The 23,609-nt window shown below is 75.0% G+C and carries 25 protein-coding genes; 11 read left to right on the top strand and 14 right to left on the bottom strand.

The features are described from left to right. The first annotated feature begins 51 nt into the window (after positions 1–51). From WCD74_RS26855 to WCD74_RS26890, 8 genes are all read left to right on the top strand, one after another. Positions 52–1,629: an AMP-binding protein gene (locus WCD74_RS26855; protein WP_337697975.1), complete on the top strand. Its 1,578-nt coding sequence runs from the start codon at positions 52–54 to the stop codon at positions 1,627–1,629. Between the two features lies 1 nt (position 1,630). Further along, positions 1,631–4,765, top strand: coding sequence for an acetyl-CoA carboxylase family protein (locus WCD74_RS26860; protein WP_337697976.1), 3,135 nt, complete (start codon positions 1,631–1,633; stop codon positions 4,763–4,765). Then, positions 4,762–5,340: a TetR/AcrR family transcriptional regulator gene (locus WCD74_RS26865; RefSeq protein ID WP_337697977.1), complete on the top strand. Its 579-nt coding sequence runs from the start codon at positions 4,762–4,764 to the stop codon at positions 5,338–5,340. The genes WCD74_RS26860 and WCD74_RS26865 overlap by 4 nt, the downstream gene beginning before the upstream one ends. 408 nt (positions 5,341–5,748) lie before the next feature. Continuing rightward, on the top strand, positions 5,749–6,468 hold the full coding sequence (locus tag WCD74_RS26870) for a DUF3159 domain-containing protein (RefSeq protein WP_337697978.1): 720 nt from the start codon (positions 5,749–5,751) through the stop codon (positions 6,466–6,468). After that, positions 6,465–7,184, top strand: a complete 720-nt coding sequence (locus WCD74_RS26875; protein ID WP_337697979.1) for a helix-turn-helix domain-containing protein — start codon at positions 6,465–6,467, stop codon at positions 7,182–7,184. The genes WCD74_RS26870 and WCD74_RS26875 overlap by 4 nt, the downstream gene beginning before the upstream one ends. A 49-nt stretch (positions 7,185–7,233) precedes the next feature. Further along, on the top strand, positions 7,234–7,452 hold the full coding sequence (locus WCD74_RS26880) for a hypothetical protein (RefSeq protein ID WP_337697980.1): 219 nt from the start codon (positions 7,234–7,236) through the stop codon (positions 7,450–7,452). Next, positions 7,453–7,896: a hypothetical protein gene (locus WCD74_RS26885; protein WP_337697981.1), complete on the top strand. Its 444-nt coding sequence runs from the start codon at positions 7,453–7,455 to the stop codon at positions 7,894–7,896. A gap of 4 nt (positions 7,897–7,900) precedes the next feature. Next, the gene (locus WCD74_RS26890; RefSeq protein ID WP_337697982.1) at positions 7,901–9,178 is read left to right on the top strand and encodes an MFS transporter; all 1,278 of its coding nucleotides are present in this window, start codon (positions 7,901–7,903) and stop codon (positions 9,176–9,178) included. 27 nt (positions 9,179–9,205) lie between these two features. On the opposite strand, the gene WCD74_RS26895 is transcribed toward WCD74_RS26890, so the two are convergent. The 7 genes from WCD74_RS26895 to WCD74_RS26925 form a co-directional block, all read right to left on the bottom strand. Continuing rightward, positions 9,206–10,297 carry an LLM class flavin-dependent oxidoreductase gene (locus tag WCD74_RS26895; RefSeq protein WP_337697983.1) on the bottom strand — a complete coding sequence of 364 codons (1,092 nt, stop codon included), beginning with the start codon at positions 10,295–10,297 and terminating at the stop codon, positions 9,206–9,208. Positions 10,298–10,339: 42 nt separating this feature from the next. After that, positions 10,340–11,065: a cobalt-precorrin-6A reductase gene (locus WCD74_RS26900; protein ID WP_337697984.1), complete on the bottom strand. Its 726-nt coding sequence runs from the start codon at positions 11,063–11,065 to the stop codon at positions 10,340–10,342. A gap of 83 nt (positions 11,066–11,148) precedes the next feature. Then, positions 11,149–11,892 carry a precorrin-4 C(11)-methyltransferase gene (gene cobM, locus WCD74_RS26905; RefSeq protein WP_337697985.1) on the bottom strand — a complete coding sequence of 248 codons (744 nt, stop codon included), beginning with the start codon at positions 11,890–11,892 and terminating at the stop codon, positions 11,149–11,151. Then, on the bottom strand, positions 11,889–13,160 hold the full coding sequence (gene cbiE, locus WCD74_RS26910; protein WP_337697986.1) for a precorrin-6y C5,15-methyltransferase (decarboxylating) subunit CbiE: 1,272 nt from the start codon (positions 13,158–13,160) through the stop codon (positions 11,889–11,891). The genes cobM and cbiE overlap by 4 nt, the downstream gene beginning before the upstream one ends. A gap of 82 nt (positions 13,161–13,242) precedes the next feature. After that, on the bottom strand, positions 13,243–13,533 hold the full coding sequence (locus WCD74_RS26915; protein ID WP_337697987.1) for a TfoX/Sxy family protein: 291 nt from the start codon (positions 13,531–13,533) through the stop codon (positions 13,243–13,245). 19 nt (positions 13,534–13,552) lie between these two features. Then, entirely contained in the window at positions 13,553–14,743 is a 1,191-nt protein-coding gene (locus WCD74_RS26920; protein ID WP_337697988.1) for an LLM class flavin-dependent oxidoreductase, read from the bottom strand. A 38-nt stretch (positions 14,744–14,781) separates the two neighbouring features. Beyond that, positions 14,782–15,777 carry a PaaX family transcriptional regulator C-terminal domain-containing protein gene (locus tag WCD74_RS26925; RefSeq protein ID WP_337697989.1) on the bottom strand — a complete coding sequence of 332 codons (996 nt, stop codon included), beginning with the start codon at positions 15,775–15,777 and terminating at the stop codon, positions 14,782–14,784. Between the two features lie 40 nt (positions 15,778–15,817). Between WCD74_RS26925 and WCD74_RS26930 the strand changes: the two genes are divergently transcribed. Further along, positions 15,818–16,471, top strand: coding sequence for a VC0807 family protein (locus WCD74_RS26930; RefSeq protein ID WP_337697990.1), 654 nt, complete (start codon positions 15,818–15,820; stop codon positions 16,469–16,471). Here WCD74_RS26930 and WCD74_RS26935 read toward each other — a convergent pair whose 3' ends face one another. The 3 genes from WCD74_RS26935 to WCD74_RS26945 form a co-directional block, all read right to left on the bottom strand. Further along, positions 16,472–17,320 (bottom strand): PaaI family thioesterase, encoded by an 849-nt coding sequence (locus WCD74_RS26935; protein ID WP_337697991.1) that lies wholly within the window; start codon positions 17,318–17,320, stop codon positions 16,472–16,474. 78 nt (positions 17,321–17,398) lie between these two features. Beyond that, positions 17,399–18,295, bottom strand: coding sequence for an oxidoreductase (locus WCD74_RS26940; protein ID WP_337697992.1), 897 nt, complete (start codon positions 18,293–18,295; stop codon positions 17,399–17,401). Between the two features lie 21 nt (positions 18,296–18,316). Beyond that, the gene (locus WCD74_RS26945; protein WP_337697993.1) at positions 18,317–19,123 is read right to left on the bottom strand and encodes an esterase/lipase family protein; all 807 of its coding nucleotides are present in this window, start codon (positions 19,121–19,123) and stop codon (positions 18,317–18,319) included. A 2-nt stretch (positions 19,124–19,125) separates the two neighbouring features. Between WCD74_RS26945 and WCD74_RS26950 the strand changes: the two genes are divergently transcribed. Further along, on the top strand, positions 19,126–19,509 hold the full coding sequence (locus WCD74_RS26950; protein WP_337697994.1) for an ArsR/SmtB family transcription factor: 384 nt from the start codon (positions 19,126–19,128) through the stop codon (positions 19,507–19,509). Between the two features lies 1 nt (position 19,510). Here the strand turns inward: WCD74_RS26950 and metX are convergent, their stop codons facing one another. The 3 genes from metX to WCD74_RS26965 form a co-directional block, all read right to left on the bottom strand. Then, positions 19,511–20,641 (bottom strand): homoserine O-acetyltransferase MetX, encoded by a 1,131-nt coding sequence (metX, locus tag WCD74_RS26955; RefSeq protein WP_337698010.1) that lies wholly within the window; start codon positions 20,639–20,641, stop codon positions 19,511–19,513. A 62-nt stretch (positions 20,642–20,703) separates the two neighbouring features. Next, positions 20,704–22,014 (bottom strand): bifunctional o-acetylhomoserine/o-acetylserine sulfhydrylase, encoded by a 1,311-nt coding sequence (locus tag WCD74_RS26960; protein WP_337697995.1) that lies wholly within the window; start codon positions 22,012–22,014, stop codon positions 20,704–20,706. 200 nt (positions 22,015–22,214) lie between these two features. After that, positions 22,215–22,697, bottom strand: a complete 483-nt coding sequence (locus WCD74_RS26965) for a MarR family winged helix-turn-helix transcriptional regulator (protein ID WP_337697996.1) — start codon at positions 22,695–22,697, stop codon at positions 22,215–22,217. A gap of 69 nt (positions 22,698–22,766) precedes the next feature. Between WCD74_RS26965 and WCD74_RS26970 the strand changes: the two genes are divergently transcribed. Further along, a complete protein-coding gene (locus WCD74_RS26970) occupies positions 22,767–23,147 on the top strand; it encodes a DUF6069 family protein (protein ID WP_337697997.1) in 381 nt (126 codons plus the stop codon). Here WCD74_RS26970 and WCD74_RS26975 read toward each other — a convergent pair whose 3' ends face one another. Further along, a complete protein-coding gene (locus WCD74_RS26975) occupies positions 23,148–23,573 on the bottom strand; it encodes an MOSC domain-containing protein (RefSeq protein WP_337697998.1) in 426 nt (141 codons plus the stop codon). It lies immediately after the preceding gene. Between the last annotated feature and the right edge of the window lie 36 nt (positions 23,574–23,609).

The following is a 23,609-nucleotide window of genomic DNA, read 5'->3' on the forward strand; positions in this document are numbered from 1 at the left end:
GACAGCGTTGTAAAGTCGCCTTCGTCCGCACCGCTGCGAGAGGGAATCACCGTGGGCCTGCCCGATCTCGAGGACCGGACCTTGCTGGCCGCCGTCGAGCGGGCGCTCGACGGCGGGGACGCGGTCACCCAGACCGACCGTGACGGCACATGGACGCTCGCCGAGGCGTACGAGCGGTCGCTCCGCCTGGCCGGTGGGCTCGGGGTGCGGGCGGACCGGCCGGTCGCCCTGCTGCTGGACAACTCGCTGGACGCGGTCCACGTCTGGCTCGGGGTGGTGCTCACGGGCGGCGTCGAGGTGCCGGTGAACACCGCCTACAAGGGGGCGTTCCTCGCCCACGTCCTGCGCGACTGCGGCGCGGACACCCTCGTCGTCGAGGCGCACTACCTGGACCGGCTCGCCCGGGTCGCCGACGAGGTCCCGGCGCTGCGGACGGTCGTCGTGCGGGGTCCCGTCCCCGAGGACGCCCTGCCGCCCGGCCGGTTCCGGGTGGTGTCCCTGGACGACCTCGACGCCCCCGCGAGCCCCGTCCGCCGCGGTCCCGGCGACCTGCACGCGATCATGTACACCTCGGGCACGACGGGGCTGTCCAAGGGCGTGCTGATCCCCCACGCGCACGCCTACACCTACGCCAGCCGCGAGCACCAGGAACGGCCGCACCGCGGCGACCGGGCGCTGGTGACGCTGCCGGTCTTCCACCTCGCCGGGCAGTGGTACGGCGTCTACCAGTCGCTGATCCACGCGATCCCGTGCGTGCTCGAGCCCGGCTTCTCCGTCACCGGGTTCTGGCCGACGGTGCGCGAGCACGGCATCACGGTGACGGTGCTGCTGGGGGCGATGGCCGAGCTGCTCGCCCAGCGCGCCCCGGCGCCCGACGACGCGGACAACCCGCTCGAGCTCGCGATCATGGCCCCGCTCGCGAGCGACGTCGGCACCTTCCGCCAGCGGTTCGGCGTCGACCTCGCCGCCGTGTACGGCATGAGCGAGATCGGGGCCGTGCTCGACGGACCGCCGGAGACCGTGGTCGGCGGCGAGGCCGGGTTCCCGCGCGAGGGCTACGACCTGCGGCTGGTCGACGTCGACGGGCGCGACGTCGGGGCGGGCGAGATCGGCGAGCTGCTCGTCCGCCCGCAGGTGCCGCACACCGTCATGGCCGGGTACCACGGCCGCCCGGAGGAGACCGCCCGCGTGGTCCGCGACGGCTGGCTGCACACCGGCGACGCGTTCCGCACCGACGACGCCGGCCGCTTCTTCTTCTGCGACCGCATGAAGGACGCGCTGCGCCGCCGGGGCGAGAACATCTCCAGCTTCGAGGTCGAGCGCACCGTCAACGAGCACCCGGCGATCTACGAGAGCGCGGTGGTCGCGGTGCCCTCGGCGCTGACCGAGGACGAGATCAAGGTCGTCGTGGTGCCACAGCCGGACGCGACGGTCGACCCGGCCGAGCTGATCGCCTTCCTCGTCGACCGCCTGCCGTACTTCATGGTCCCGCGCTACGTCGAGGTCGCGGACGCCCTGCCGAAGACCCCCACGCACAAGGTGCAGAAGAACCTCCTGCGCGACGCCGGGGTGGGGCCGGCGACCTGGGACCGCGAGGCCGCCGGCATCCGCGTCACGAGGCACGGCTGACGTGCGCCGGGTCTTGATCGCCAACCGCGGCGAGATCGCGGTGCGGATCGCCGACGCCGTCGCCACCCTCGGGCTCGAGGCGGTGCACGTCGGGGCGGCCGACGATGCGGATTCTCTGTCACTCAACGCCAGCAGTGACCCATTGCTGGCACCGCAGGTGCTCCCCGGCACCGGCCCGGCCGCCTACCTCGACGTCGAGGCGGTCGTCGCGGCCGCGAAGGAGGCCGGCGCGGACGCGGTGCACCCCGGCTACGGCTTCCTCTCCGAGAACCCGGTACTGGCACGAGCCTGCGCGGACGCGGGCCTCACGTTCGTCGGGCCGGCACCGGAGACCCTCGAGCTCTTCGGCGACAAGGGACTCGCGCGCGCCCGGGCCGCGGAGCTCGGCGTGCCGGTCCTCGACGACGACGGCAGCACCCCGGTCGTCGTGAAGGCCGTGGCCGGCGGCGGCGGGCGGGGCATGCGGGTCGTCCGGGATCGGACGGACCTCGACGAGGCCCGGCGTGCGGCCTCGGCGGAGGCCCGGGCCGCGTTCGGCGACGACCGCGTGTTCGTGGAGCGGTACCTGGAGGGCGCGCGGCACGTCGAGGTGCAGCTGCTCGGCGACGGCCACGACGTCGTCGTCCTCGCCGACCGCGACTGCAGCCTGCAGCGGCGTCACCAGAAGATGGTCGAGATCGCCCCGGCGCCGGACCTCCCCGACGACGTCCGGGCCCGGCTCCACGGCCACGCCCGCGATCTCGGTGCCGGACTGCGCGGCCTCGCGACCGTCGAGTTCCTCGTCGCGGGCGCACAGATCGCGTTCCTCGAGGTCAACCCGCGGTTGCAGGTGGAGCACACGGTGACGGAGGAGGTGCTCGGGGTCGACCTGGTGGCGGCGTCCCTGCGCGTCGCCGACGGCGCCCGGCTGGCCGACCTGGCCCTGCCGACGATCCCCCGCGGTGTGGCCGTCCAGGCCCGGGTGAACGCCGAGACGCTCGGCCCGGACGCGTCGGTGCGGGCGGGCGCCGGCACGCTGACGCGCTTCACCCCGCCGTCGGGACGGGGGCTGCGGGTGGACACGCACGGGACGGCCGGGCTCACGGTCGACCCGCGCTACGACTCGCTGCTCGCCAAGGTGGTCGTCCACGACACCGATCTCGGCGCGGCGCTCGCCCACCTCGAGCGGGCGCTCGGCGCCTTCGACGTCGACGGGGTCCCGACGACGATCCCGGTCCTGCGGGCGCTCCTCGGCCGCCCGGAGGTGCTCACGCCCGACACCGGACTCGTCGAGCGGCTGCTCCCGGAGCTCGTGAGGGGAGGATCGGCCGGCCCCGACCTCGTGAGGGTTCCCCTCACGCCGGAGGAGAGGGGCGAGGCCCTGCGCGCGAGTACGGCCGGGACGGTCGTCGCGGTGGAGGCAGCGCCCGGCACCGCGGTCGCTGCGGGTGCCCCCGTCGTCGTGCTCGAGGCGATGAAGATGGAGCACGTCGTGGCGGCCCCGACGGCCGGGACGGTGCTCGAGGTGGCGGTCGCGGTCGGGGACGTCGTGGCCGAGGGCGACGTGCTCGCGGCCCTCGAGCCGGGCGACGCCACGAACAGCGAGGCCGTCGACGCGACGTTCGACCCCGATCACGTCCGCCCCGACCTCGCCGAGGTCGGCGACCGGCGCCGCCTCACCACCGACGAGGCCCGCCCGACCGCCGTCACCCGCCGTCGGGACCAGGGCCGGAGGACGGCCCGGGAGAACGTCGACGACCTCTGCGACGCGGGGACCTTCGTCGAGTACGGCGCCTTCGCGGTCGCGGCGCAGCGGGCCCGGCGGTCGCTCGCCGAGCTGCGGGAGAGGACGCCGGCCGACGGCATCGTCACCGGGATCGGCGCCGTCGACGGGCGGCGGGTCGTGGTGCTCGCCTACGACTACACCGTCCTCGCCGGCACCCAGGGCGTCCTCTCGCACGCCAAGACCGACCGCGCCCTGGAGCTGGCGCTCGAGCACGACCTGCCGGTCGTCCTGTTCGCCGAGGGCGGCGGCGGACGCCCGGGCGAGACCGACACGATCGCCGTCGCCCAGCTCGACGTCCCCACGTTCGCCCTGTTCGCGCGGCTCTCCGGGCGGGTCCCGACGGTGGCCGTGGTCGCCGGCTACTGCTTCGCGGGCAATGCCGCGCTCGCGGGGTGCGCGGATCTCGTCGTCGCCGTCGAGGGCGCGAACCTGGGCATGGGCGGTCCCGCGATGATCGCCGGCGGGGGGCTGGGCGAGGTGGACCCGCACGACGTCGGACCGACCTCCGTCCAGGTGCCCAACGGGGTCGTGGACGTGCTGGTGGACGACGAGGCGGCCGCCGTCGACGTCGCCCGGCGCTACCTCGCGCTGGACCGGCCCGTGCCCGGCGAGCGCCCCGACCCGCGGCTCCTGCGCCACGTGGTGCCGGAGAACCGGCTGCGGGTCTACGACGTCCGCGCCGCGCTCACCGGGCTGGCCGACGAGGGCTCGGTCCTGGAGCTGCGGCCGGAGTACGGCGTCGGGGTCGTGACGGCGTTCGCGCGCCTCGACGGCCGCGCGGTCGGGGTGCTGGCCAACGACCCGAGCCACCTCGGCGGGGCGATCGACGCCGACGCCGCGGAGAAGGCGGCCCGGTTCCTGCAGCTCTGCGACTTCCGCGGCGTCCCGGTGGTCTCGCTGTGCGACACCCCCGGCTTCATGGTCGGCCCGGACGCCGAGGCGACCGCGACCGTCCGGCGCTTCTCCCGGATGTTCGTCGCCGGGGCGAACCTGCGGGTGCCGGTGGTGTGCGTGGTGCTGCGCAAGGCCTACGGGCTCGGGGCGATGGCGATGGCCGGCGGGTCGATGCGGGTCCCGGTGACGACGGTGGCCTGGCCCAGCGGCGAGTTCGGCGGGATGGGGCTGGAGGGTGCGGTCCGGCTCGGGTACGCCAAGGAGCTCGCGGCCCTTCCCGACGACAGGTCGCGCCGGGCACGCTACGACGAGCTCGTGGCCGCGCTCTACGAGCAGGGCAAGGCGCTCTCGGCCGCCGAGGTGTTCGAGATCGACGACGTGATCGACCCCGCCGACACCGCCGCGGTCGTGCTCGCCGCCCTCGCGGCCGCCGACGGGCCGCTGCCGCCGCGGCGGGCCGTGGTGGACACCCGGTGAGCACACGGGAGGCGATCCTCACCGGGGCGCAGGAGGTGCTCTCGCGACGCGGCGTGGACGCGGCGTCGATCGGCGAGCTGGCCAGCGCCGCCGGCGTCACCCGTCCGACCGTCTACGCCCACTTCCCCGGCGGGAAGGCCGAGGTGGTCGCGGCGCTGGTGGCACGGGTCCGCGACGACGTGCTGGCCGCGCAGGAGGTCCGGGACACCGACGACCCGGTGACGATCGCCCGGAGGGCGGTGACCGGCTACCTGGACCTGACCGTCCGGCACCGCAGGGTCCTCGAGGTCCTCGCGCAGCTGGCCCGGACGGACCCGGCGTACTCCTCGGTGCAGGACGAGCTCCTCGACCGGGTGCACCGCCGCAACGCCCGGTTCCTCGCCCGCCTGAGCGCGGCCGGACGGGCGGCGCCGGTGATGGCCCCGGAGCACGTGTCCGAGGCGATCACCGGGATCGTGCGGCGCTTCGCGGAGCGGATCGACGAGGACCCGGCGGCACGGGAGGACCTGGTGGAGGCCGCGGTCGCCGCCTACCTGGCGCTGGGCGGGCTCGAGGGGCCCCGACCCGGGTCCTGAGGTGGACGGGCGTGGGTGTGCATCACGCACACGGCCGAGCCGAGCCGACCGCCCCCGCAGCACCGTTGCGCGCCACACACGACCCAGCCGAGCCGACCGCCCCCGCAGCACCGTTGCGCGCTACACACGACCCAGCCGAGCCGACCGCCCCCGCAGCACCGTTGCGCCGCGCAACGGGGGGCTCGCCTTCACCGGCCGGCCGTGTGCCACGCAACGGCCCGCTCGCCCGGAGTCGTCTCCCGCGGCCGTGTGCGGCGCACAACGCCCGTCGCGCCCGGACTCCTCTCTCGCAGCCGTGTGCGGCACGCAGACGCGGGAGCCCGGGACTTGAGTGTGCCGCCGCGTCATGGCGTCTCCTCACCGGCGACTCACGGGTCCACCGGGCCCGCACCGCCGAGAGGACCCCTCATGCGACCCGCCCGCTGCGGCTACCCGCACCCCGTCGACCACGTCGCGCAGAGCCCGACGGTGCCCCTGCCGACCCCGCCGGCCGACGAGGAGACCCGCCTGACCCTGCTGGACCGGCTCGGCGGCGTGTGGGGCCTGATCGGCACCGGCGTCCCGCAGGTCGTCTTCGCCCTGCTGTCGAACGTCACGACCCTCCCCGTGACGGCCGGCGTCGCGCTCGCCGTCGCCGTGGTGCTCGGGGTGGTGCGGAAGCTGCGCGGCGAGCCGCTGTCGACCGCGCTGGGCGGGGTGCTGGGGGTCGCGGTGGCGGTCGGCATCGCGCTGTGGACCGGCTCGGCGTCGAACTACTTCCTCGTCGGCATCGTCGCGTCGACCCTCGCCCTCGTCGGCACCGTCGTCTCGCTCGTCGTCCGGCGCCCGCTCACCGGACTGGCCTGGAACGCGATCCACGGCGGCGGGCACGCGTGGCGCGACGACCGCCCCTCCCGGCGGGCGCACCTGGTCGCGACGATCGCGACGGCGGGGATGTTCGCCGCCCGCAGCGCCGTCTCCGGGTGGCTCTGGTGGGTCGACTCGACCGAGGGCCTCGCGGTCGCCCGGGTGGTACTCGGCGTCCCCTTGACGGCGTTGGTGGCGATCGTGGTCTTCTGGGCGTTCCGCCGGACCACCAACCGACTGGTCACCCCCGCCCGGGTGGCCGCCCGACGAGGAAGCCGATGACCTGGAGCACCCGGGAGATCGCCGACCTGGCGGGCACGAGCCTGCGCAGCGTCCGTCACTACCACCAGGTCGGGCTGCTGCCCGAGCCCGACCGACGGTCCAACGGCTACAAGCAGTACGGCATGCGGCACCTGATCCGGCTGCTGCGCATCAAGCGTCTCGTCGACCTCGGCTTCGGGCTCGCCCAGATCGCCGAGCTCGGCGAGGGCGACGAGCACCCCGACGAGGCGCTGCGTGCGCTCGACGCCGACCTCGCCGGCCAGATCGAGCGCCTGCAGCAGGTCCGCGCGGAGGTCGCCGAGATGCTCGCGGAGCGCGTCCCCACCGACCTGCCTCCGGAGTTCGCCCGCGTCGCCGACCGGCCCCTCCCCGAGCACGAGCGCCAGTTCGCCTCCGTGATGGGCCGCCTGCTCTCCGACGACGAGCGCGTGCTCTACGCCGAGCTGATGAGCGACGACGCCCGCACCCCGACCGACGACGACTTCGACGCCCTCACCGACGACGCCGACGACGCGAGCCGGCAGGAGCTGGCCCGGCGGATGAACGAGGACGTGAAGGTCCTGCGCGAGCGGTTCCCGGGCCTGAGCTCGCTCGGTGGCGCGAACCCGGCGCGCTACCGCCGCATCGTCGAGCAGGTGTCCGACGAGGTGTTCAACGCCGCGCAGCTCGATGTCCTGCGCCGGATGAAGGCCCTGCGCCAGGGAACTGTGACCTGAGCCACTCCGGCTGGAGGGTGCCGCGACGGCACGGGCGAGCGTGGACACCATGTTCACGACCTACCGGCGTCGCTGGCAGCTCTCCCGGGTCAGGCCCGGCGACGGGTCCCCGCTGCCGCCCTTCCGTCTCTGGCAGCTGTTCACCCGCTCGGTGTTCGCGGTCGACCTCCCGGGTCACGACGGCGGGCGCTTCGAGGTCGACCTGCGCCCCGGCGCCGACGGCTCCACGAGCCGCAGCCCGGCCTCGCTGTACCGCAACGGCGTCTAGGTGGCCCGGGCGAACCTCCCCGCGACGTTCCCCGTCCCCGGCGGGGTCGTCGAGGTCGCGGCCGGCCAGTACGGCGTCAAGCGCGCCCACCTCGTCACCGACGGCGGTGCGGAGCACCTGCTGACGCCGCACCCGGGCTCGCTCGAGGGCCGCCGGGCCCGCCTCGCGCAGCGCTTCCCGCGGGCGAGCTGGGCAGTCGGCGCCGTCGCGGTCGTCGTCATCCTGGTGGGGGGCCTCCTGGCCCTCGGCCGCGGCCTCGAGGCGGTCACGCACAGCCCCGCGATCGCCGCACAGGTCGGCACGTTCACGATGCCGTTCCACCTCTCGCCCACGGGGCTGGTCGTGGTCGGCGTCCTCACCGCCCTCGCGGGCACCGAACGCGCCATCACGTTCCGCAGCCGCTTCCTGATCGACCGGCGGCCGGGCCGGCGCCCGAGGGGCTGAGACCGTGCCCGTCACCGCGCTCGCCTTCCTCGCGTCCCACTTCCTCAGCCTGCTCGGCAACGGCATCGCCGCGGTCGCGCTCCCGCTGATCGTCCTGCAGATCACCGGGAGCCCGGCGAGCGTCGGGCTGGTCTCGGTGGCGACGGCCGGTCCGGCGCTGCTCGTCGGCCTCGGCGCAGGCCTGGTGCTCGACCGCGTCAACCGGCGGACCTGCTCGGTCGTCTCCGACGTCGTCTCCGCCGCCGCCGTCGTCGCGATCCCGGTCGTCGAGCTGGTCCACGGCCTGGACCTCGCCTGGCTGATCGCGCTCGCCGTCGTCGGCGCGTTCGGCGACGTCCCCGGCATGACCGCCCGGCAGGTGCTGGCCCCGGCGCTCGCCCGGCACACCGGGGTCGGCATGGAGCGCCTGATCGGGCTGCGCCAGTCCATGACGTCGATGGCGCTGATCATCGGCCCGGCGGCCGCCGGGGCGCTGCTCGCGGTGTTCGACGGGACGACGGTCCTGCTCCTCACCGCGGCCACCTCCGCGACCGCGGCCCTGCTGACGCTCGCCGTCCCCCACCGGCTCGGCCGGATCGACGACCGGCCCGCCGAGCGGCCGTCGATCGGCTCCGAGCTGGCGGCCGGCTTCCGGGTGCTGCGGCGCAGCCGCTTCCTGACCGGGACCGTCGGGCTGACGCTCGGGCTCGCCGTCGTCATCGGCGGCCTGCAGGGCCTCGTCCTGCCGGTGTACTTCGAGGCCGTCGGCCGGCCGGACCTGCTCGGCCTGGTCCTGACGGCGCTCGCGGCCGGGATGCTGGCGGGCACCGGCGTCTTCGCCGCGGTCGGGCACCGGGTCCCGCGCCGGGTCTGGGTCGGCACCGCCCTCGTCGGGACGACGGCGGGTCTGGCGACGATCGCGACGCTCGCCTCGGCCTGGGTCGTGCTCGCCGGGGCGGCGCTGCTCGGGGTGTGCAACGCGCTCGTGGGCGCGGTCCTCGGCGTGCTGCAGGCCGAGCGGACCCCCGAGGCCACCCGCGGGCGGGTGCTGAGCCTGCAGAACGCGTTGCTGCAGGTCGCCGCCCCGGCGGGGGTCGGGCTCGCCGGGGTGGTCGCGGAGGTGGGCTCACCGGTCGCGGCCGGCTTCTCCGTGGTCGCCGTGTGGGTGGCGGTGCTGGTCGCGATCGTCGCGTCCGGGGCGCTGCGGGACCTGGAGCCGGTCAGCGATGGTCCATCGCTGCCACCTGACCATGAAGCAGGCAGCACGCCGATAGGGCCACTCGCACGGTCCGACGGCGGGTGACGCGCACCCGCCGTCGGGAACCGTCGGTCAGGCCGAGACCAGGGCCTCGTCGCGCGCGGCGACGAGCGACGCGTGGGTCGGCGCGTCCGGCACGTGGGCCGGCTTCAGCGCGGCGAACTCCCGGCGCAGCACCGGCACGACCTCCTCGCCGAGCAGGTCCAGCTGCTCGAGGACGGTCGTCAGGGGCAGCCCGGCGTGGTCGATGAGGAACAGCTGGCGCTGGTAGTCCCCGACGTAGTCGCGGAAGCCCAGCGTGCGGTCGATGACCTCCTGCGGGGACCCGACGGTCAGCGGGGTCTGCCGTGAGAAGTCCTCCAGCGACGGGCCGCCGCCGTAGACCGGCGCGCGGTCGAAGTAGGGGCGGAACTCCCGCACCGCGTCCTGGGAGTTCTTCCGCATGAACACCTGCCCGCCGAGCCCGACGATCGCCTGGTCGGTGGAGCCGTGCCCGTAGTGCTCGAAGCGCTGCCGGTAGAACGCGACCATCTGCTGCGTGTGCGAGGCCGGCCAGAAGATGTGGTTGTGGAAGAACCCGTCGCCGTAGTTCGCGGCCTGCTCGGCGATCTCGGGCGAGCGGATCGAGCCGTGCCACACGAAGGGGGCGACGCCGTCGAGCGGGCGCGGGGTCGAGGTGAACCCGTGCAGCGGCGTGCGGAACCGGCCCTCCCAGTCGACGACGTCCTCGGTCCAGAGCCGTCGCAGCAGGGCGTAGTTCTCGATCGCCAGCGGGATGCCCTGGCGGATGTCCTGGCCGAACCACGGATAGACGGGGCCGGTGTTGCCGCGGCCCATCATGAGGTCGACGCGTCCCTCCGCGAGGTGCTGGAGCATCGCGTAGTCCTCGGCGATCTTGACCGGGTCGTTGGTCGTGATCAGCGTCGTGGACGTGGACAGGACCAGCCGGTCGGTGAGCGCCGCGATGTGGCCGAGCAGGGTGGTCGGTGACGACGGCACGAACGGCGGGTTGTGGTGCTCGCCGGTGGCGAAGACGTCGAGGCCGACCTCCTCGGCCTTCCGCGCGATCGTCACCATCGCCCGGATGCGCTCGGCCTCGGTCGGCTCCCGGCCGGTCGTCGGGTCGGGCGTGACGTCGCCGACGGTGAAGACCCCGAACTGCATGACGACCTCCTGGAAGTTGAAGCGTCAACTATGGTAGCAGCCTCAACCCCCGGGACGGGCCGGGTGTTCCCGCACCCACGCCGCGGCGTCGCCGACCGTCCCGCCGACCGCCACGCCGGCCGGCAGCGCGGGCCGGTCCACCAGCACGACGGGGACGCCGCGCTCGCGCGCCGCGACCAGCTTCGCCTCGGTCGCGCCCCCGGAGTCCTTCGCGACGACGAGGTCGATGTTGTGCCCGGCGAGCAGCGCGCGTTCGTCGTCGAGCGCGAACGGGCCGCGGTGCAGCAGCAGGTGGGCGCCCGGCGGCAGCTCGTCGGGCGGCTCGATGGCCCGGACCAGCGCCACGACGTCCAGCCCGGCGAAGTGGTGCACGCCCTGCCGTCCGATCGCGAGGAAGACCCGGGTCGCGTCGCCGAGAGCGACGGCCGCGGCCGCCGTCGTCGGGACCCGGATCCACCGGTCGCCGGGCTGCTCGACCCACCCGGGGCGGCGCAGGACCAGCAATGGTGTGCCGGTGCTGCGGGCGGCCTCGGCGGCGTGCGCGGTCATCGTGGCGGCGAACGGGTGCGTGGCGTCGACGAGGAGGTCGACGTGCGCGAGGGCCCGGCCCAGCCCGGCGACCCCACCGAAGCCCCCGGTGCGCATCTCCCCCGCCGGCAGCCGCGGATCGCGGGTGCGCCCGGCCAGCGAGGTGGTGACCGCGTGCCCGTCGGCGGCCAGGACGCCGGCGAGCTCCCGCGCCTCCGCGGTGCCGCCGAGGACGAGCACGCGGGTCCCCCGTGACCGACGAACGGGCCGTTCATCACGATCTTGCGTGACGAACGGCCCGTTCGTGGATCCGGGGGACTCGCTCACGGACGCACGCGCTGCGCCGAGTAGAGGTGCGACTCGCAACCGGCGGCCGTACCCACCACCGGCCCGACGATGATCACCGCGGTGCGCTTCACCCCGGCGGCGTCGACCCGGTCGGCGATGTCGGCGAGGGTCCCGCGCAGCACGAGCTCGTCGTCGCGGGAGGCCCGGGCGACGACGGCGACCGGCTCGTCCGCGGGCCGGTGCGCCCGCAGCGTCGCCACCACCTCCGCGCACCGCTGCACGGCCAGGTGCAGGACGAGCGTCCCGCCGGCGGCGGCCCAGACGTCGAGCGACTCGCCGTCGGGCATGGGGGTGGCGTTGGCGGCGTCGCGGGTCAGGACGACGGACTGCCCGACGCCGGGCACGGTCAGCTCGGCGCGCAGCGCGGCGGCCGCGGCGGCGAAGGCCGGGACGCCGGGCACGATCTCCCAGGCGATCCCGGCCTCGTCGAGACGGCGGGTCTGCTCGGCGACCGCGGAGAAGACCGAGGGGTCGCCGGAGCACAGTCGGGCGACGTCGTGGCCGGCGGCGTCGGCGGCCACGAGCTCGGCGACGATCTCGTCGAGGGTCATCCGCGCGGTGTCGACCCGGCGGGCGTGCGGCGGGCACTGCGCGAGCAGGTCCTCGGGCACGAGCGACCCGGCGTAGAGGCACACCGGGCTGGTGGCGACGGCCCGCAGACCGCGGACCGTGATCAGGTCGGCGGCGCCCGGGCCGGCGCCGACGAAGCGGACGGTCACCGTTGCCTCCAGGGGGGCGGGGTCGGGGGTGGGACGTCGCCGGTGTCGGGGGCCGACCGGGCATCACCGCCGCGCACGTGCAGCACCCACTGCGTCACGGGGGCCAGGGCCTTCCACCCCAGGTACCGCCCGACCGGCCGGCCCCGGGACACCGCGACCCGGCGCAGCTCGCCGCCGTACTCGGTGCGGGCGGCGGCGAGGGCGGCCTCACCCTCGACGGTGACCGCGTTCGCAACCAGCCGCCCGCCCGGGCGCAGCGCACGCCGGCAGGCCTCGAGCATCCCGGGCGCCGACACCCCGCCCCCGACGAACACCGCGTCCGGCGCCTCGAGCCCCGCGAGCACCTCCGGCGCGCTGCCCGGCACCACGCGCAGCCCCGGCACCCCGAGGGCGGCGGCGTTGGCGGTGATGCGGGCGGCGCGGTCGTCGCGGGCCTCGACCGCGATCCCCCGTGCCGTCGGCTCGGCCCGGCACCACTCGATGCCGATCGAGCCCGCTCCCCCGCCGACGTCCCACAGCAGCTGGCCGGGCAGCGGGCGCAGGGCCGCCACCGACAGGGCGCGCATCTCGGTCTTGGTGAGCTGCCCGTCGTGCGCGTACGCCGCGTCGGGGAGGCCGGGGGCGCGCCCGAGCCACCCGTCGTCGGGAAGGGCGGGGCAGTCGATCGCGACGACGGCGAGCGGGTCGCCCTCGGGGGCGTCCCAGGTGGCGGCGACCCCCTCGACCCGGGACTCGTGCTCCGCCCCGAGCGACCCCAGGACGGTGAGCGCGGACCCGCCGTAGCCGGCGCCGACGAGCAGGGCCGCGAGCCGGCCGGGCAGGGCCCCGGAGTCGGCGAGCACGAGCAGCCGGCGGCGCGGGGCGAGCGCCGCGCGGACCGCCTCGAGCGGGCGGCCGACCGCCGAGAGCACGACCACGTCCTGCTCGGCCCACCCCAGCCGCCCGCACGCGAGGGCGACCGACGACGGGTGGGGGACGACGACCGCGTCGGGGCGCAGCCGCAGCACGCTCGTACCGATGCCGAAGAACATCGGATCGCCGCTGGCGAGGACGACCAGCTCGTCGCCGCCGAGCCGGTCGAGCAGGCCGGGCAGGGACGGCATGAGGGGTGCGGGCCACTCCTCGCGGCGGGCGGTGACGGTGCCGGGGAGCAGGTCGAGCTGCCGCGGGGCGCCCAGGACGACGGCCGCCTTCTCGCAGGCCGTGCGCGCCGGCGCGGCCAGGCCGGGCCACCCGTCGGCGCCGATGCCGACGACGGTGACGCTCACGGGAGATCGCGGGGGCGTCGGGGCACGGGGAGCCACCCTAATCCCGCGGACGGCCGCCCGCGGTGACGTCCGTGCCACATCGTCAGGGGGCGTAGTGGGCCCGCACGTGCTCCCGGGCGGCCGTGATCAACGGTGTGCGGTCGCCCTCGAGCGGGACCGAGACCCAGCCGTCCATCGACCGCTTCCCCATGATCGGCGTCCGCCCGTCCCCGGTGGCGAGGAGCTCGGCGGCGTCCGCGGGCGGGAGGCGCAGGGCGAGGCGCTCGCCGTCGAGGAACGCGTAGACGTGCCGGTCGACGAGCAGCGCGTCACGGCCGAACATGACGCGCCGCTCGACGCCGGGTGCCTCGAGCGCGTCGACGAAGGGGTCCACGCGGGCAGCGTGGCGCGGATCAGCCCTTCGCCGCCACCTCGTCGGCGTACTTCTGCGTCATGTGGTCGACGGCGGTCAACTGGGAGGCCGCGTACTCGTCGCGCTTGAGCCCGGCCCGCTCCTTCGCCGCCTGCGTGGACTCGGCGTGCGAGACCCCGCCCCACGTCGTGCCCTGGAAGTGCGGCATGACGTTCTGGGCGATGAGCTCCCAGGACCGCTTCGTCGCCTCCGGGTTGGCCCACTCGTGGCCGAGCAGCAGCATCGCGCCGAACCCGCCGGACTGGTCGGCGAGGCGCTGGACCTGGGCCCGGGCGTCGTCCGGGGTGCCGATGGCGCCGATGCCGGCCTCGTTGATGAAGTCGATCATCTCCTTGACGTCGCCGCCCTCCACCGCCATCTGCGGGAACGCGGCCGTCTTCTGGAAGTAGCGGAACCACGACTCGATGCCGTACTCGACGTCGCGGTAGGCCTGCTCCTTGGTCTCCGCGATGTGCATGAGGCCGACCAGACGCCACTTCTCGCGGTCCGGCTCCGGCTGGCCGTAGTGCTCCGCGCGCTCCTTGACGACGTCCCAGTGGTGGGCCAGGGCGTCGAACCCGTCCTGGCTCAGGGTCGCGCCGATGGAGAGCAGGCCCACGCCGTGCCGCCCGGCCATGCGCGGCCCGGTCGGGGACGCGACCGCGGCGACCGCGATGTCGAAGCACGGCTCGGTGTAGGGCCGCAGCTGCAGGCGCGCCTCGACGAGGTTGTGCGTCTTCGTCTGCTCGGTGACCACCTCGCCGGCGAGCAGCCGCATGATGATGTCGAGGTTGACGTCGAGCAATTCCCGGGTGTCGGTCGGGTTCAGCCCGATCATCGCGGAGTCGGTGGGCAGCGAGCCGGGCCCGACGCCGAGCATGGTGCGGCCGCGGGTCAGGTGGTCGAGCAGGACCATGCGGTCGGCCACCCACAGCGGGTTGTGGTAGCTGGCCGAGGTCACGCCGGTGCCGAGCCTGATGCGCTTCGTCCGCTCGGCCGCGGCGGCGATGAAGATCTCGGGCGAGGCGATGATCTCGCTGCCCGCCGAGTGGTGCTCGCCGATCCAGGCCTCGTCCACTCCGAGCCGGTCCAGGTGCTCGACGAGCTCCAGGTCGCGCTGCAGCGCGAGCGTCGGGTTCTCCCCGGCGCGGTGGAAGGGGGCGAGGAACGTGCCGAAACGCAGCCTGCTCACGGGGGGACTCCTCCACGTCGAGTGTCAGCCCCGTCACGTTAAGTGGGTCGCGGCGCTCGTGTCCATGGTCGTTCGACAGATTCGATGCGCGCGTGCACGTGGGCGACGACGGTCGGCAGGTACGCCTGCACCACCCGGCCGAGCAGGGCCCGCAGGTCGCCGCCGGGCCAGTCGGCGGGGAGCAGCTCCGCCGGCAGCCCCGGGTCGCGCAGCAGATCGACGTAGACCGGGCCGGTCCCCTCGGACAGCCGGCGCAACGCGGCGGCGCCGTCGGCGGGCACCGGCTCGTCGACCAGGGCGGTGAGCCGGGCGAGGTGGTGTCGAAGGTCGTCGGCCAGCTCGTCCAGCGCCCACGCGCGGCGGGCCATGGCGGCGGCGACGGGGATCCCGGCTGTCAGCGATGGCCCATCGCTGACGCCTGACGTGAGAACGGCGCCACTCGCACCTGGCACCGACCCCTCCTCGGACGGCAGCCGTGTGCCACCGCTGACGTCCGGTGGCAGCCGTGTGCCACCGCTGACGTCCAAAGGCACCGACCCGGCGTCGGGAACGAGCCGGCCGAGGACGACGGCGGCGTCCGGCGGCACGTCCGCGAGCACCTCGCGCAGCGCGGCCGACCGGTCGACGGGACTGATCAGCACCCCCGGCTGCCAGGACCCGTACCCGACGAGCACGGCCGCCCGGCGGAGCCGGTCGCGGTAGGGGCGGGCCGACTCGGGCACCTGGTGGAGCAGGGTGTGGAACGCGCCCTCCCACGGCGGCGCCGCCCCGCGGTCGTCCCGCAGCCGCACGACGGAGGCCCCGAAGGCGCCCGCGAGGTGGTGGTCGACCACGCGGCCCCGCCGGACGGTGGTGAGCTGGCCCGCCTCGCGCATCCGCGCCAGCGCGCGCCGCGCGGCGGCCGGGGCCGTGCCGAGGTCGCCGAGCAGCGCGACCAGGGCGGGTCCGGGCAGCGCGACGACACCGGCGACTCCGAACAGCGAGGCGACCAGGGCTGCCGGCGAGCCCTGCCTTCGGTGTACGTTCTCGTTCACGGTCGGGAGCGATTCTGTCACATGTCTCGGAGGCACCGCGATGCTGGCGAAGATCCTGCCGTGGGTGTCGATGGCGGTGCTCGACATCGCCGCGCCGATCGTGATCTACGACGTCGCCACCGACGCGGGGCTCGGCGACGTGCCGGCGCTGCTGCTCTCCGCGATCGGCCCGGCGCTCAGCACGCTGCTCTCGGTCGCGATCCGACGGCGGGTCGACGAGTTCAGCGTGTTCATCCTGACGCTGCTCGCGATCGGCGTCGTCACGTCGCTGTTCTTCGACGACCCGCGGCTGCTGCTGCTCAAGGAGTCGGCGGTGACGGGGCTGGTCGGGCTGGTGTTCCTCGGCAGCCTGCTGGCCCCGCGGCCGGTGATGTTCCTGTTCGGTCGGCGGTTCGCCACGAACGGCGACCCCGAGCGCCTCGCCTGGTGGAACGGGCTGTGGCAGTACGCGGGCTTCCGCCGGACCCAGCGCGGTCTGACGACGATGTGGGGCCTCGGTCTGCTCGGCGAGGCGGTGGTCCGGGTCGTGCTGACGTTCCGGCTGTCGGTCCCGACGATGGTCGTGGTCAACGCCGTCGTGCCCGCGGTGGTCCTCGGGGCGCTCATCGTCGCGACGGTCCTGTGGGCGCGGGCGTCGCGACGGGCCGGCGAGGCGCGCGCGGCCGCGGCGGCCGACCAGGGTCTGCCCGCCTGATCAGTGCCGGAACGCCGTGCCGGAGGCGGTGGCGAGCAGCCGCCCGCGGTCGTCGACCAGTTCCGCACGCCCCACGCGCAGCCGCCGGCCGGTGTGCTCGACCACCACCCGGCAGCGGACGGCGCCGTCCCCGGGCCGGAACGGACGGACGAAGGTGATCGAGAAGTCGTCCGGCAGCACGTCGAGCGCGTGCGAGAGTCCGCGCGCGGCGAGACCGGCCAGCGCGCCGCCCTGGACGACCCCGGCCGCGTTGGCCGTCCACGGGTCGGGGTGGGCCACCATCGTCGTCCCGTCGCGGGTCGGGTCCTCGCCGCGGTGCGGCATGAGCAGCCGCCACCCCGACGGCCGGTTCGCGAACGTCGGTGGGGTGCTCGCGTACTGCCCGGCGAGTCCGTCGGTGAGCGCCGCGTTGCGGCCCTCGCAGCGCGCGACGACGCGGCCCTCCCGGTCGGTGATCGTCGCCGAGCTGAGCCCCACCCCGGCGCGACTGTCGTCCAGGGTCCCGGTCGCGCGCAGCTCCTCCCCTGACAGCGGCCGTCCGAGCAGCTGGACGCCGAGGCGCACGGTGACGATCCGGTCGCCCGCGCGCAGGGTGCTCGAGTACGACACGCCCAGGACGAAGTCGGCGAGGACGAGCAGGGACTCCAGCAGGCCGTCCCCGATGACGGTCGGCATCCGCGCGTCGCAGCGGCCGCGCTCCACGTCGGTGAGGCGCGCGTGGACGGCCGCGTGGATCGGGGCGAGCGGCGCGGACTCCGCGACGAGCCGGCGCAGCACCGCGAGCGGCGTCGGGTCGTCCGGGGACGCGCCCGTCGGCGCGGTTCCGGGCTCCCCGGCTCGATCGCTCACGCAGGGATCATGACCGATCGGGCGGGGTCCGCGGCGTCCGGGCAGCCATCGGGGATCTCGGTCCCCCGAACGGCTGTATCAGGGCACGGCGATCGTCACACCGGTCAGCTCCTCGCAGGCCCGCAGGAGTGCCTTCTGCACCTCGCGGTCGTGGGACGCCGCCGAGGAGCCCACCGGGATCGGGTGGCCCCACGACTCGGCCGGGCCGTCGGGGCCGATGTACACGCCACCGGGCAGGTCCGGCACCGTCGCGGCGTACAGCTCGGGCAGCGCGCCCATCTCCGGGCCCTGCGCGACGACCCGGTTGAGCACGCCCATGACGGCGTCCTGGAACGACTCGGTCCGCGACTGCAGGTTGGTCGCGCTGTAACCGGGGTGCGCAGCCATCGACCGCAGCGACGAGCCGGCGGCGACGAAGCGGCGCTCCAGCTCGTAGGCGACCATCAGGTCGGCCAGCTTCGACTGCCCGTACGCGAGCCAGCGCTGGTAGCGGCGGCGCTCCCAGTTCAGGTCGTCGAGGCGGATCGAGCCGAGCCGGTGGGCCTGGCTGGACAGCGTGACGACGCGGTCGGTGAGGCGGTCCAGCAGGAGCCCGGTCAGCGCGACGTGGCCCAGCACGTTGGTGCCGAACTGCATCTCGAAGCCGTCGGCGGTCCGCTGGAACGGGATCGCCATGAGGCCCGCGTTGTTGACGAGCACGTCGACGGGACCGTCGAGCCGCGCGGCGAACTTGCGCACGGAGGCGAGGTCGGCCAGGTCGAGCTCCTCCACCGCGGTGGTCCCCGGGCCGCCCTGCCCGCCGATCCGCGCGGCCGCCTGCTGGCCCTTGTCGGTGTTGCGGACCGCGAGCACGACGTGGGCGCCGTGTGCGACGAGCTGCTCGGCGGCCGCGAGGCCGAGCCCGGAGTTCGCCCCGGTGACGACGAACGTGCGGCCGGTCTGGTCGGTGATGTCGGCGGAGGTCCACGGTGCCATGCGAGCCGGGTTACCCCGTCCTCACCGGAGCAGACGCGCGATCTCGCGGTAGACGTCCGAGTTCACGCACAGCCCCACGTGGCTGCCCCGCACCGCCACGTTCTCGACGCCGTCCACCACGCACGACTCCGGCCGGACGATCCCGTCCTCCACCGTGCGGATGCTGGTCAGCGGCACGGGCGCCGCCGCCCGGAGATCGGTGCCGAACGCGCACGGGCAGTCGACGGTCAGGCACTGCGGACGCGCGGGGCGCAGCAGGTTCTGCCCCAGCCGCGCGCCACCGACCGCCGCGAGGGTGAGCACGGAGGCGTCGAACGGCGAGCTCAGGGGGCTGCCCAGGGTGATCACCTGCCGCACCCGGCTCGGCCGCCGCACCGCCACGGCGTGCGCCAGCAGCCCGCCACGGCTGTGCCCGATCACGGTCACCGGCCGCCCGGACCGCGCGGCGACGTCGGTCAGGCGGCGGTCCAGCCGGCGCACGGCGGCCTCGGAGCAGTCGACGTTCCAGGCGATCCCGGAGCGGTAGGCGCGGTAGCCGCACCGGCGCAGCCACGCCCGGAGCACCGCCAGGGTCGCGTCGCCGGCCAGGAATCCCGGCACGGCGAGCACCGGGTCGCCGTCGCCGGGCCGGACGCCCTCGCCGCGGTGCACCCCGCTGAGCACCAGGCCCGCCAGCTCGAGCTGCCAGCGCGCCTCCCCGAGCAGGTTGCCCCGGAACGGGGGCACGACGGGAGACGGAGCGGAGCCGGGCTCGACCCGCTGCACCGGCGCCACCACGGCGGGGACGCTACCCGCGACGTCCGGGGCCGCGCCCGTGGAATACTCCACCCGTGCACCTCACCGGGGACCCGGACGCGATCGGCGTCGACGGCGACCACCGCGTCTGTGCGGCGGTCGATGCGCTGCCCGACCCGGCGACGATGCACGCGTGGGTGTCCCGGTTCGCGCTGCTCGCGGACCCGACGCGGCTGACGCTGCTGCTGTGCATCCACGAGGTCGGCGAGATCTGCGTGTCCGACCTCGCGCTCGCCGCCGGGCTGAAGGACTCCACGACGAGCCAGGCACTGCGCCTGCTGCGCGCGCAGAACCTGGTGAGCGCCCACCGCGACGGGCGGGTCGTGCGCTACCGGCTCGCGGACGCCGTCGTGAAGGGTCTGCTCGACCGGATCCACGACGGCGAGTCCTTCGAGGCGCTGGCCCCGACCGGCCGCTGACCTACCGCATCAGCAGCGCCAGGATCTCCGCGAGCCGGCGGGTCTCGATGAGGAACGCGTCGTGCCCGTACGGCGACTCGATGCGCTCCACCGGCCCGGCGCCGGGGATCAGCGTGGCCAGCTCTTCCTGCTGGGCGAGCGGGTAGAGCCGGTCGCTGGTCGACCCCGCGACGACGGTCCGCGCGGTGACGCGCCCGAGCGCGTCCGCCATGGACCCCCGGTCGCGGGACACGTCGTGGCCGTTCATCGCCGAGGTGAGCGTGACGTAGGACCCGGCGTCGAACCGGTGGACGAGCTTCTCCGCGTGGTGGTCGAGGTAGGACTCGACGGCGAACCGCCCGGGGGCGGCCGCGTCGTACGGGTCCTCGCCCGGCTGGTGGCGCCGCCCGAACCGGGTGTCCAGCTCCTCGGCGGTCCGGTAGGTCGCGTGGGCGATCCGCCGGGCCACCCCGAGGCCGAGGTGCGGCCCCTCACCGCGGCCGCGGTCGTGGTAGTCCCCGCCGCACCAGTTCGGGTCCTCGCGGATCGCCGCGAGCTGCGGCGCGGCCCAGGCGATCTGGTCCGCCGAGGCCGCGGCGCAGCAGGCGAGGAGCAGCAGCCGCTCCACCCGGTCCGGGTGGGTCACCGCCCACTCGACGGCTCGCATCCCGCCCATCGAACCGCCGAGGACGGCCGCCCACGCGCCGATGCCGAGCTGGTCGGCGAGCCGGACCTCCAGGGCGACCTGGTCGCGCACGCTCGTGCGCGGGAACCGCGACCCCCACGGCCGCCCGTCGGGGGCCGGGGACGCCGGGCCGGTGGTCCCCTGGCAGCCGCCGAGGACGTTGGGCGCGACGACGAACCACCGGTCGGTGTCGATCGCCAGGCCCGGCCCGATGATCCCGGCCCACCAGCCCGGCGTCGGGTGCCCGAGCCCGGCCGGACCGGAGACGTGCGAGTCCCCGGTCAGGGCGTGCAGCACCAGGACGGCGTTGGAGCCGTCGAACGTGCCCCAGCTCTCGTAGGCCACCGTGACGTCGGGCAGCGCCGACCCGCTCTCGAGCGGCAGCGGGTCGGGCAGCACGACGAACCGCCGGTCGCCGACCGGGTCCCCCGCCCGCCACGCACCCGTGGCGGGAGGGAGGACCGGCACCGAGCCGTCGTCGGGACCTGGGCCGGGGGAACCGGCCGGCACGCCGCCGGGCAACAGTGCCGTCACGCAGTCGTCGACTTCGCCGCGGTGAAACCCGCCTCGAGGTCGGCCCGGATGTCCTCGACGTTCTCGATGCCCACCGACAGGCGCACGAGACCCGGCGTGACGCCGCTGGAGCGCTGCTCGGGCTCGGAGAGCTGGCTGTGCGTGGTCGACGCCGGGTGCACGATCAGGCTGCGGACGTCGCCGATGTTGGCCAGCTGGGAGTGCAGGCTGGTCCCGTCGACGAACGCGCGCCCGGCGTCGACGCCGCCACGCAGCTCGAAGGCGACGATGCTCCCGGCGCCGCGCGGCAGGTAGCGCTGCTGGGCGGCGTGCCACGGGCTGGACTCCAGGCCCGCGTACCAGACCTGCTCGACCTCGTCGCGCGACTCGAGCCACTCCGCGATCGCCTGGGCGTTCGCGACGTGGCGGTCCATGCGCAGGGAGAGCGTCTCGATGCCCTGCAGGATCAGGAACGCGTTGAACGGGCTGAGGGCGGCACCGGTGTCGCGCAGGTGCTGCACGCGCATCTTCGCCGCGAAGGCGCCCGGGCCGAGGGCCTCCCAGAACTTCAGGCCGTGGTAGCTCGGGTCGGGCTCGGTGAAGCCGGGGAAGCGGTCGCCGTGCTCGCCGAAGGCGAAGGTGCCGCCGTCGACGACCACGCCCGCGATCGTCGTGCCGTGGCCGCCGAGGAACTTCGTGGCGGAGTGGATGACGACGTCGGCGCCGTGCTCGATCGGGCGCACCAGGTAGGGCGTGGGCACCGTGTTGTCCACGAGCAGCGGGACGCCGGCCTCGTGGGCGGTGTCGGCGACGCCGCGGATGTCGAGGACGTTGTTGCCCGGGTTGGGCAGGGTCTCGGCGAAGAACAGCTTGGTGTTGGGACGCACGGCGTTGCGCCACTGCTCGAGGTCGTCCTGGTCCTCGACGAAGGTGACCTCGATGCCCATCTTCGGCAGCGTGTAGTGGAACAGGTTGTACGTGCCGCCGTAGAGGCTCGGGCTGGAGACGAAGTGGTCGCCCGACTCCGCGATCGTCAGGATCGCCGCCGTGGTGGCCGCGCTGCCGGACGCGAACGCCAGCGCCGCCACCCCGCCCTCGAGCGCGGCCAGGCGCTGCTCGAGCACGTCGTTGGTCGGGTTCATGATCCGCGTGTAGATGTTGCCCGGCTCGGCCAGCGAGAACAGGTCCGAGCCGTGCTGGGTGTCGCGGAAGACGTACGACGTCGTCTGGTAGATCGGCGTGGCCCGGGCGTTGGTGGCCGGGTCGGGCTGCGCGCCGGAGTGGATCTGCCTGGTCTCGAACGACCAGTTGGCCTCGGGGGTGCTCATGGCGAAGTCTCTCCTGTGCGTGGGTGCGGGTCCGGCAGGCGTCTCGGGCGTCTCAGCGACGACAGAACTCGTCGAACGCGTCGAGGCGGCGACTCGGCCAGAACTCGTCACGCAGGGGCTCGAGCACGGCGGTGTGGAGCACGACCGACACCCTAGTGGTGTCCGCTCCCCGCGCGGGTGCCCGATCTTGTGACCTGGGTTCAGCGGCCGCCGGACAGCGTGCCCGTCGGCAGGCCCAGGGTCGCGACCACCCGCTCCATCGCGGCGCCCACCGCGAGGAGGTCGCCGCCCAACGGGTCGACGACGAGGCGCCGCACCTCGGCCACGTGCCCCGGGGCCGCGGCCTCGAGGTGCGCGCGTCCGGCCTCGGTGAGGGTCGCGACGGTGAACCGGCGCCCCTGCCCGGTGCACACGGTGCGCGTCACCCAGCCGCGGGCCTCGAGCCGGGCGACCGCGTGGGACGTGCGCGGGAGCGAGCCGTTGGCCATCTCCGCGATGTCACTCATCCGCTTCGAGCCGTCCTCGGACAACGAGAGCCGCGCCAGGATCATGTAGCCGAACAGCGTCAGGTCCGCGTCCCGCAGCAGCTGGCTCTCCAGCGCCCCCGGCAGCGTCATCAGCGTCTTGCACAGGGCGATCCAGGCCGGACGTTCCTCGTCGTCGAGCCAACGCGGTTCCTCCACGAGCGTTGACTTTAACAGGCAACCCGCCGCATCCTTCGAGTTGCCCACGCAACCCAGAGGAGCGTCGCCATGACGACCGCCGTCCGCAGTACCCCCGTCCCCGCCCGTCTCGGCGTCGCCCTCGTCGCGGCCGCGCTGGTCAACCTGCTCATCGGCGTCGTCGCAAGCGCGCTCGACGACGGCGGGATCGCCATCGGCCTCCAGCCCGCGGTCTTCCTGCCGGCGACGGTGCTCGGCGTGGCCCTGGGCACCGCGGGCTGGTTCGCGGTCCGCCGGATCGCGCCGCGGGCGCTGCCCGTCGTCGTCCCCGTCGTGCTCGCACTGACCTGGATCCCGGACCTGCTCCTGCTCGGTCAGGGCGCGACCGTCGTGAACGTCGTCGGCCTCATGGCGATGCACCTGGTCATCGCGGTGTCGGTGGTCCTGGCGCTGCGGCCGACGCTGCGCTGATCACCAGGAGACCGGGTCGCCGACCCGGACCACCCCCGACGTCAGGACCCGGCAGATCGCCCCGCCCCGCTCGTGCATCGCGCGGGCGGCGCCGGGACCGACGCCGGACTCCATGACGCGGCACGGCGCGGCCTTCCGCACGACCTCCAGCTCGACATCGCCCAGCCGCAGCAGCGCGCCCGGCGTCGTCGGGACGCGCCCGGAGTCGACCGTGACGGTGCGGCGCGTGTCGCCCGCGGGGACCGGGGCGCCGCGGCGCTCGGCCGCCTCGGCCAGCTCCTCGAGCGACTGCACGGAGACGTGGCGGGACCTCGTGCCGAAGTACCGGTCACCGACGACGCCCTGCCCGGCCACGAGCTCGATCCGCTCCACCGCCTCCATCGGCGCCTTCCGCGCCGCAGCGACGTGGAGGGCGGCGACGATCACGGCGTCCAGGGTAGGTAGTCGTACGGAGGGCGGCGG

Source organism: Actinomycetospora aurantiaca (assembly GCF_037401875.1).
Classification (GTDB): Bacteria; Actinomycetota; Actinomycetes; order Mycobacteriales; family Pseudonocardiaceae; genus Actinomycetospora; species Actinomycetospora aurantiaca.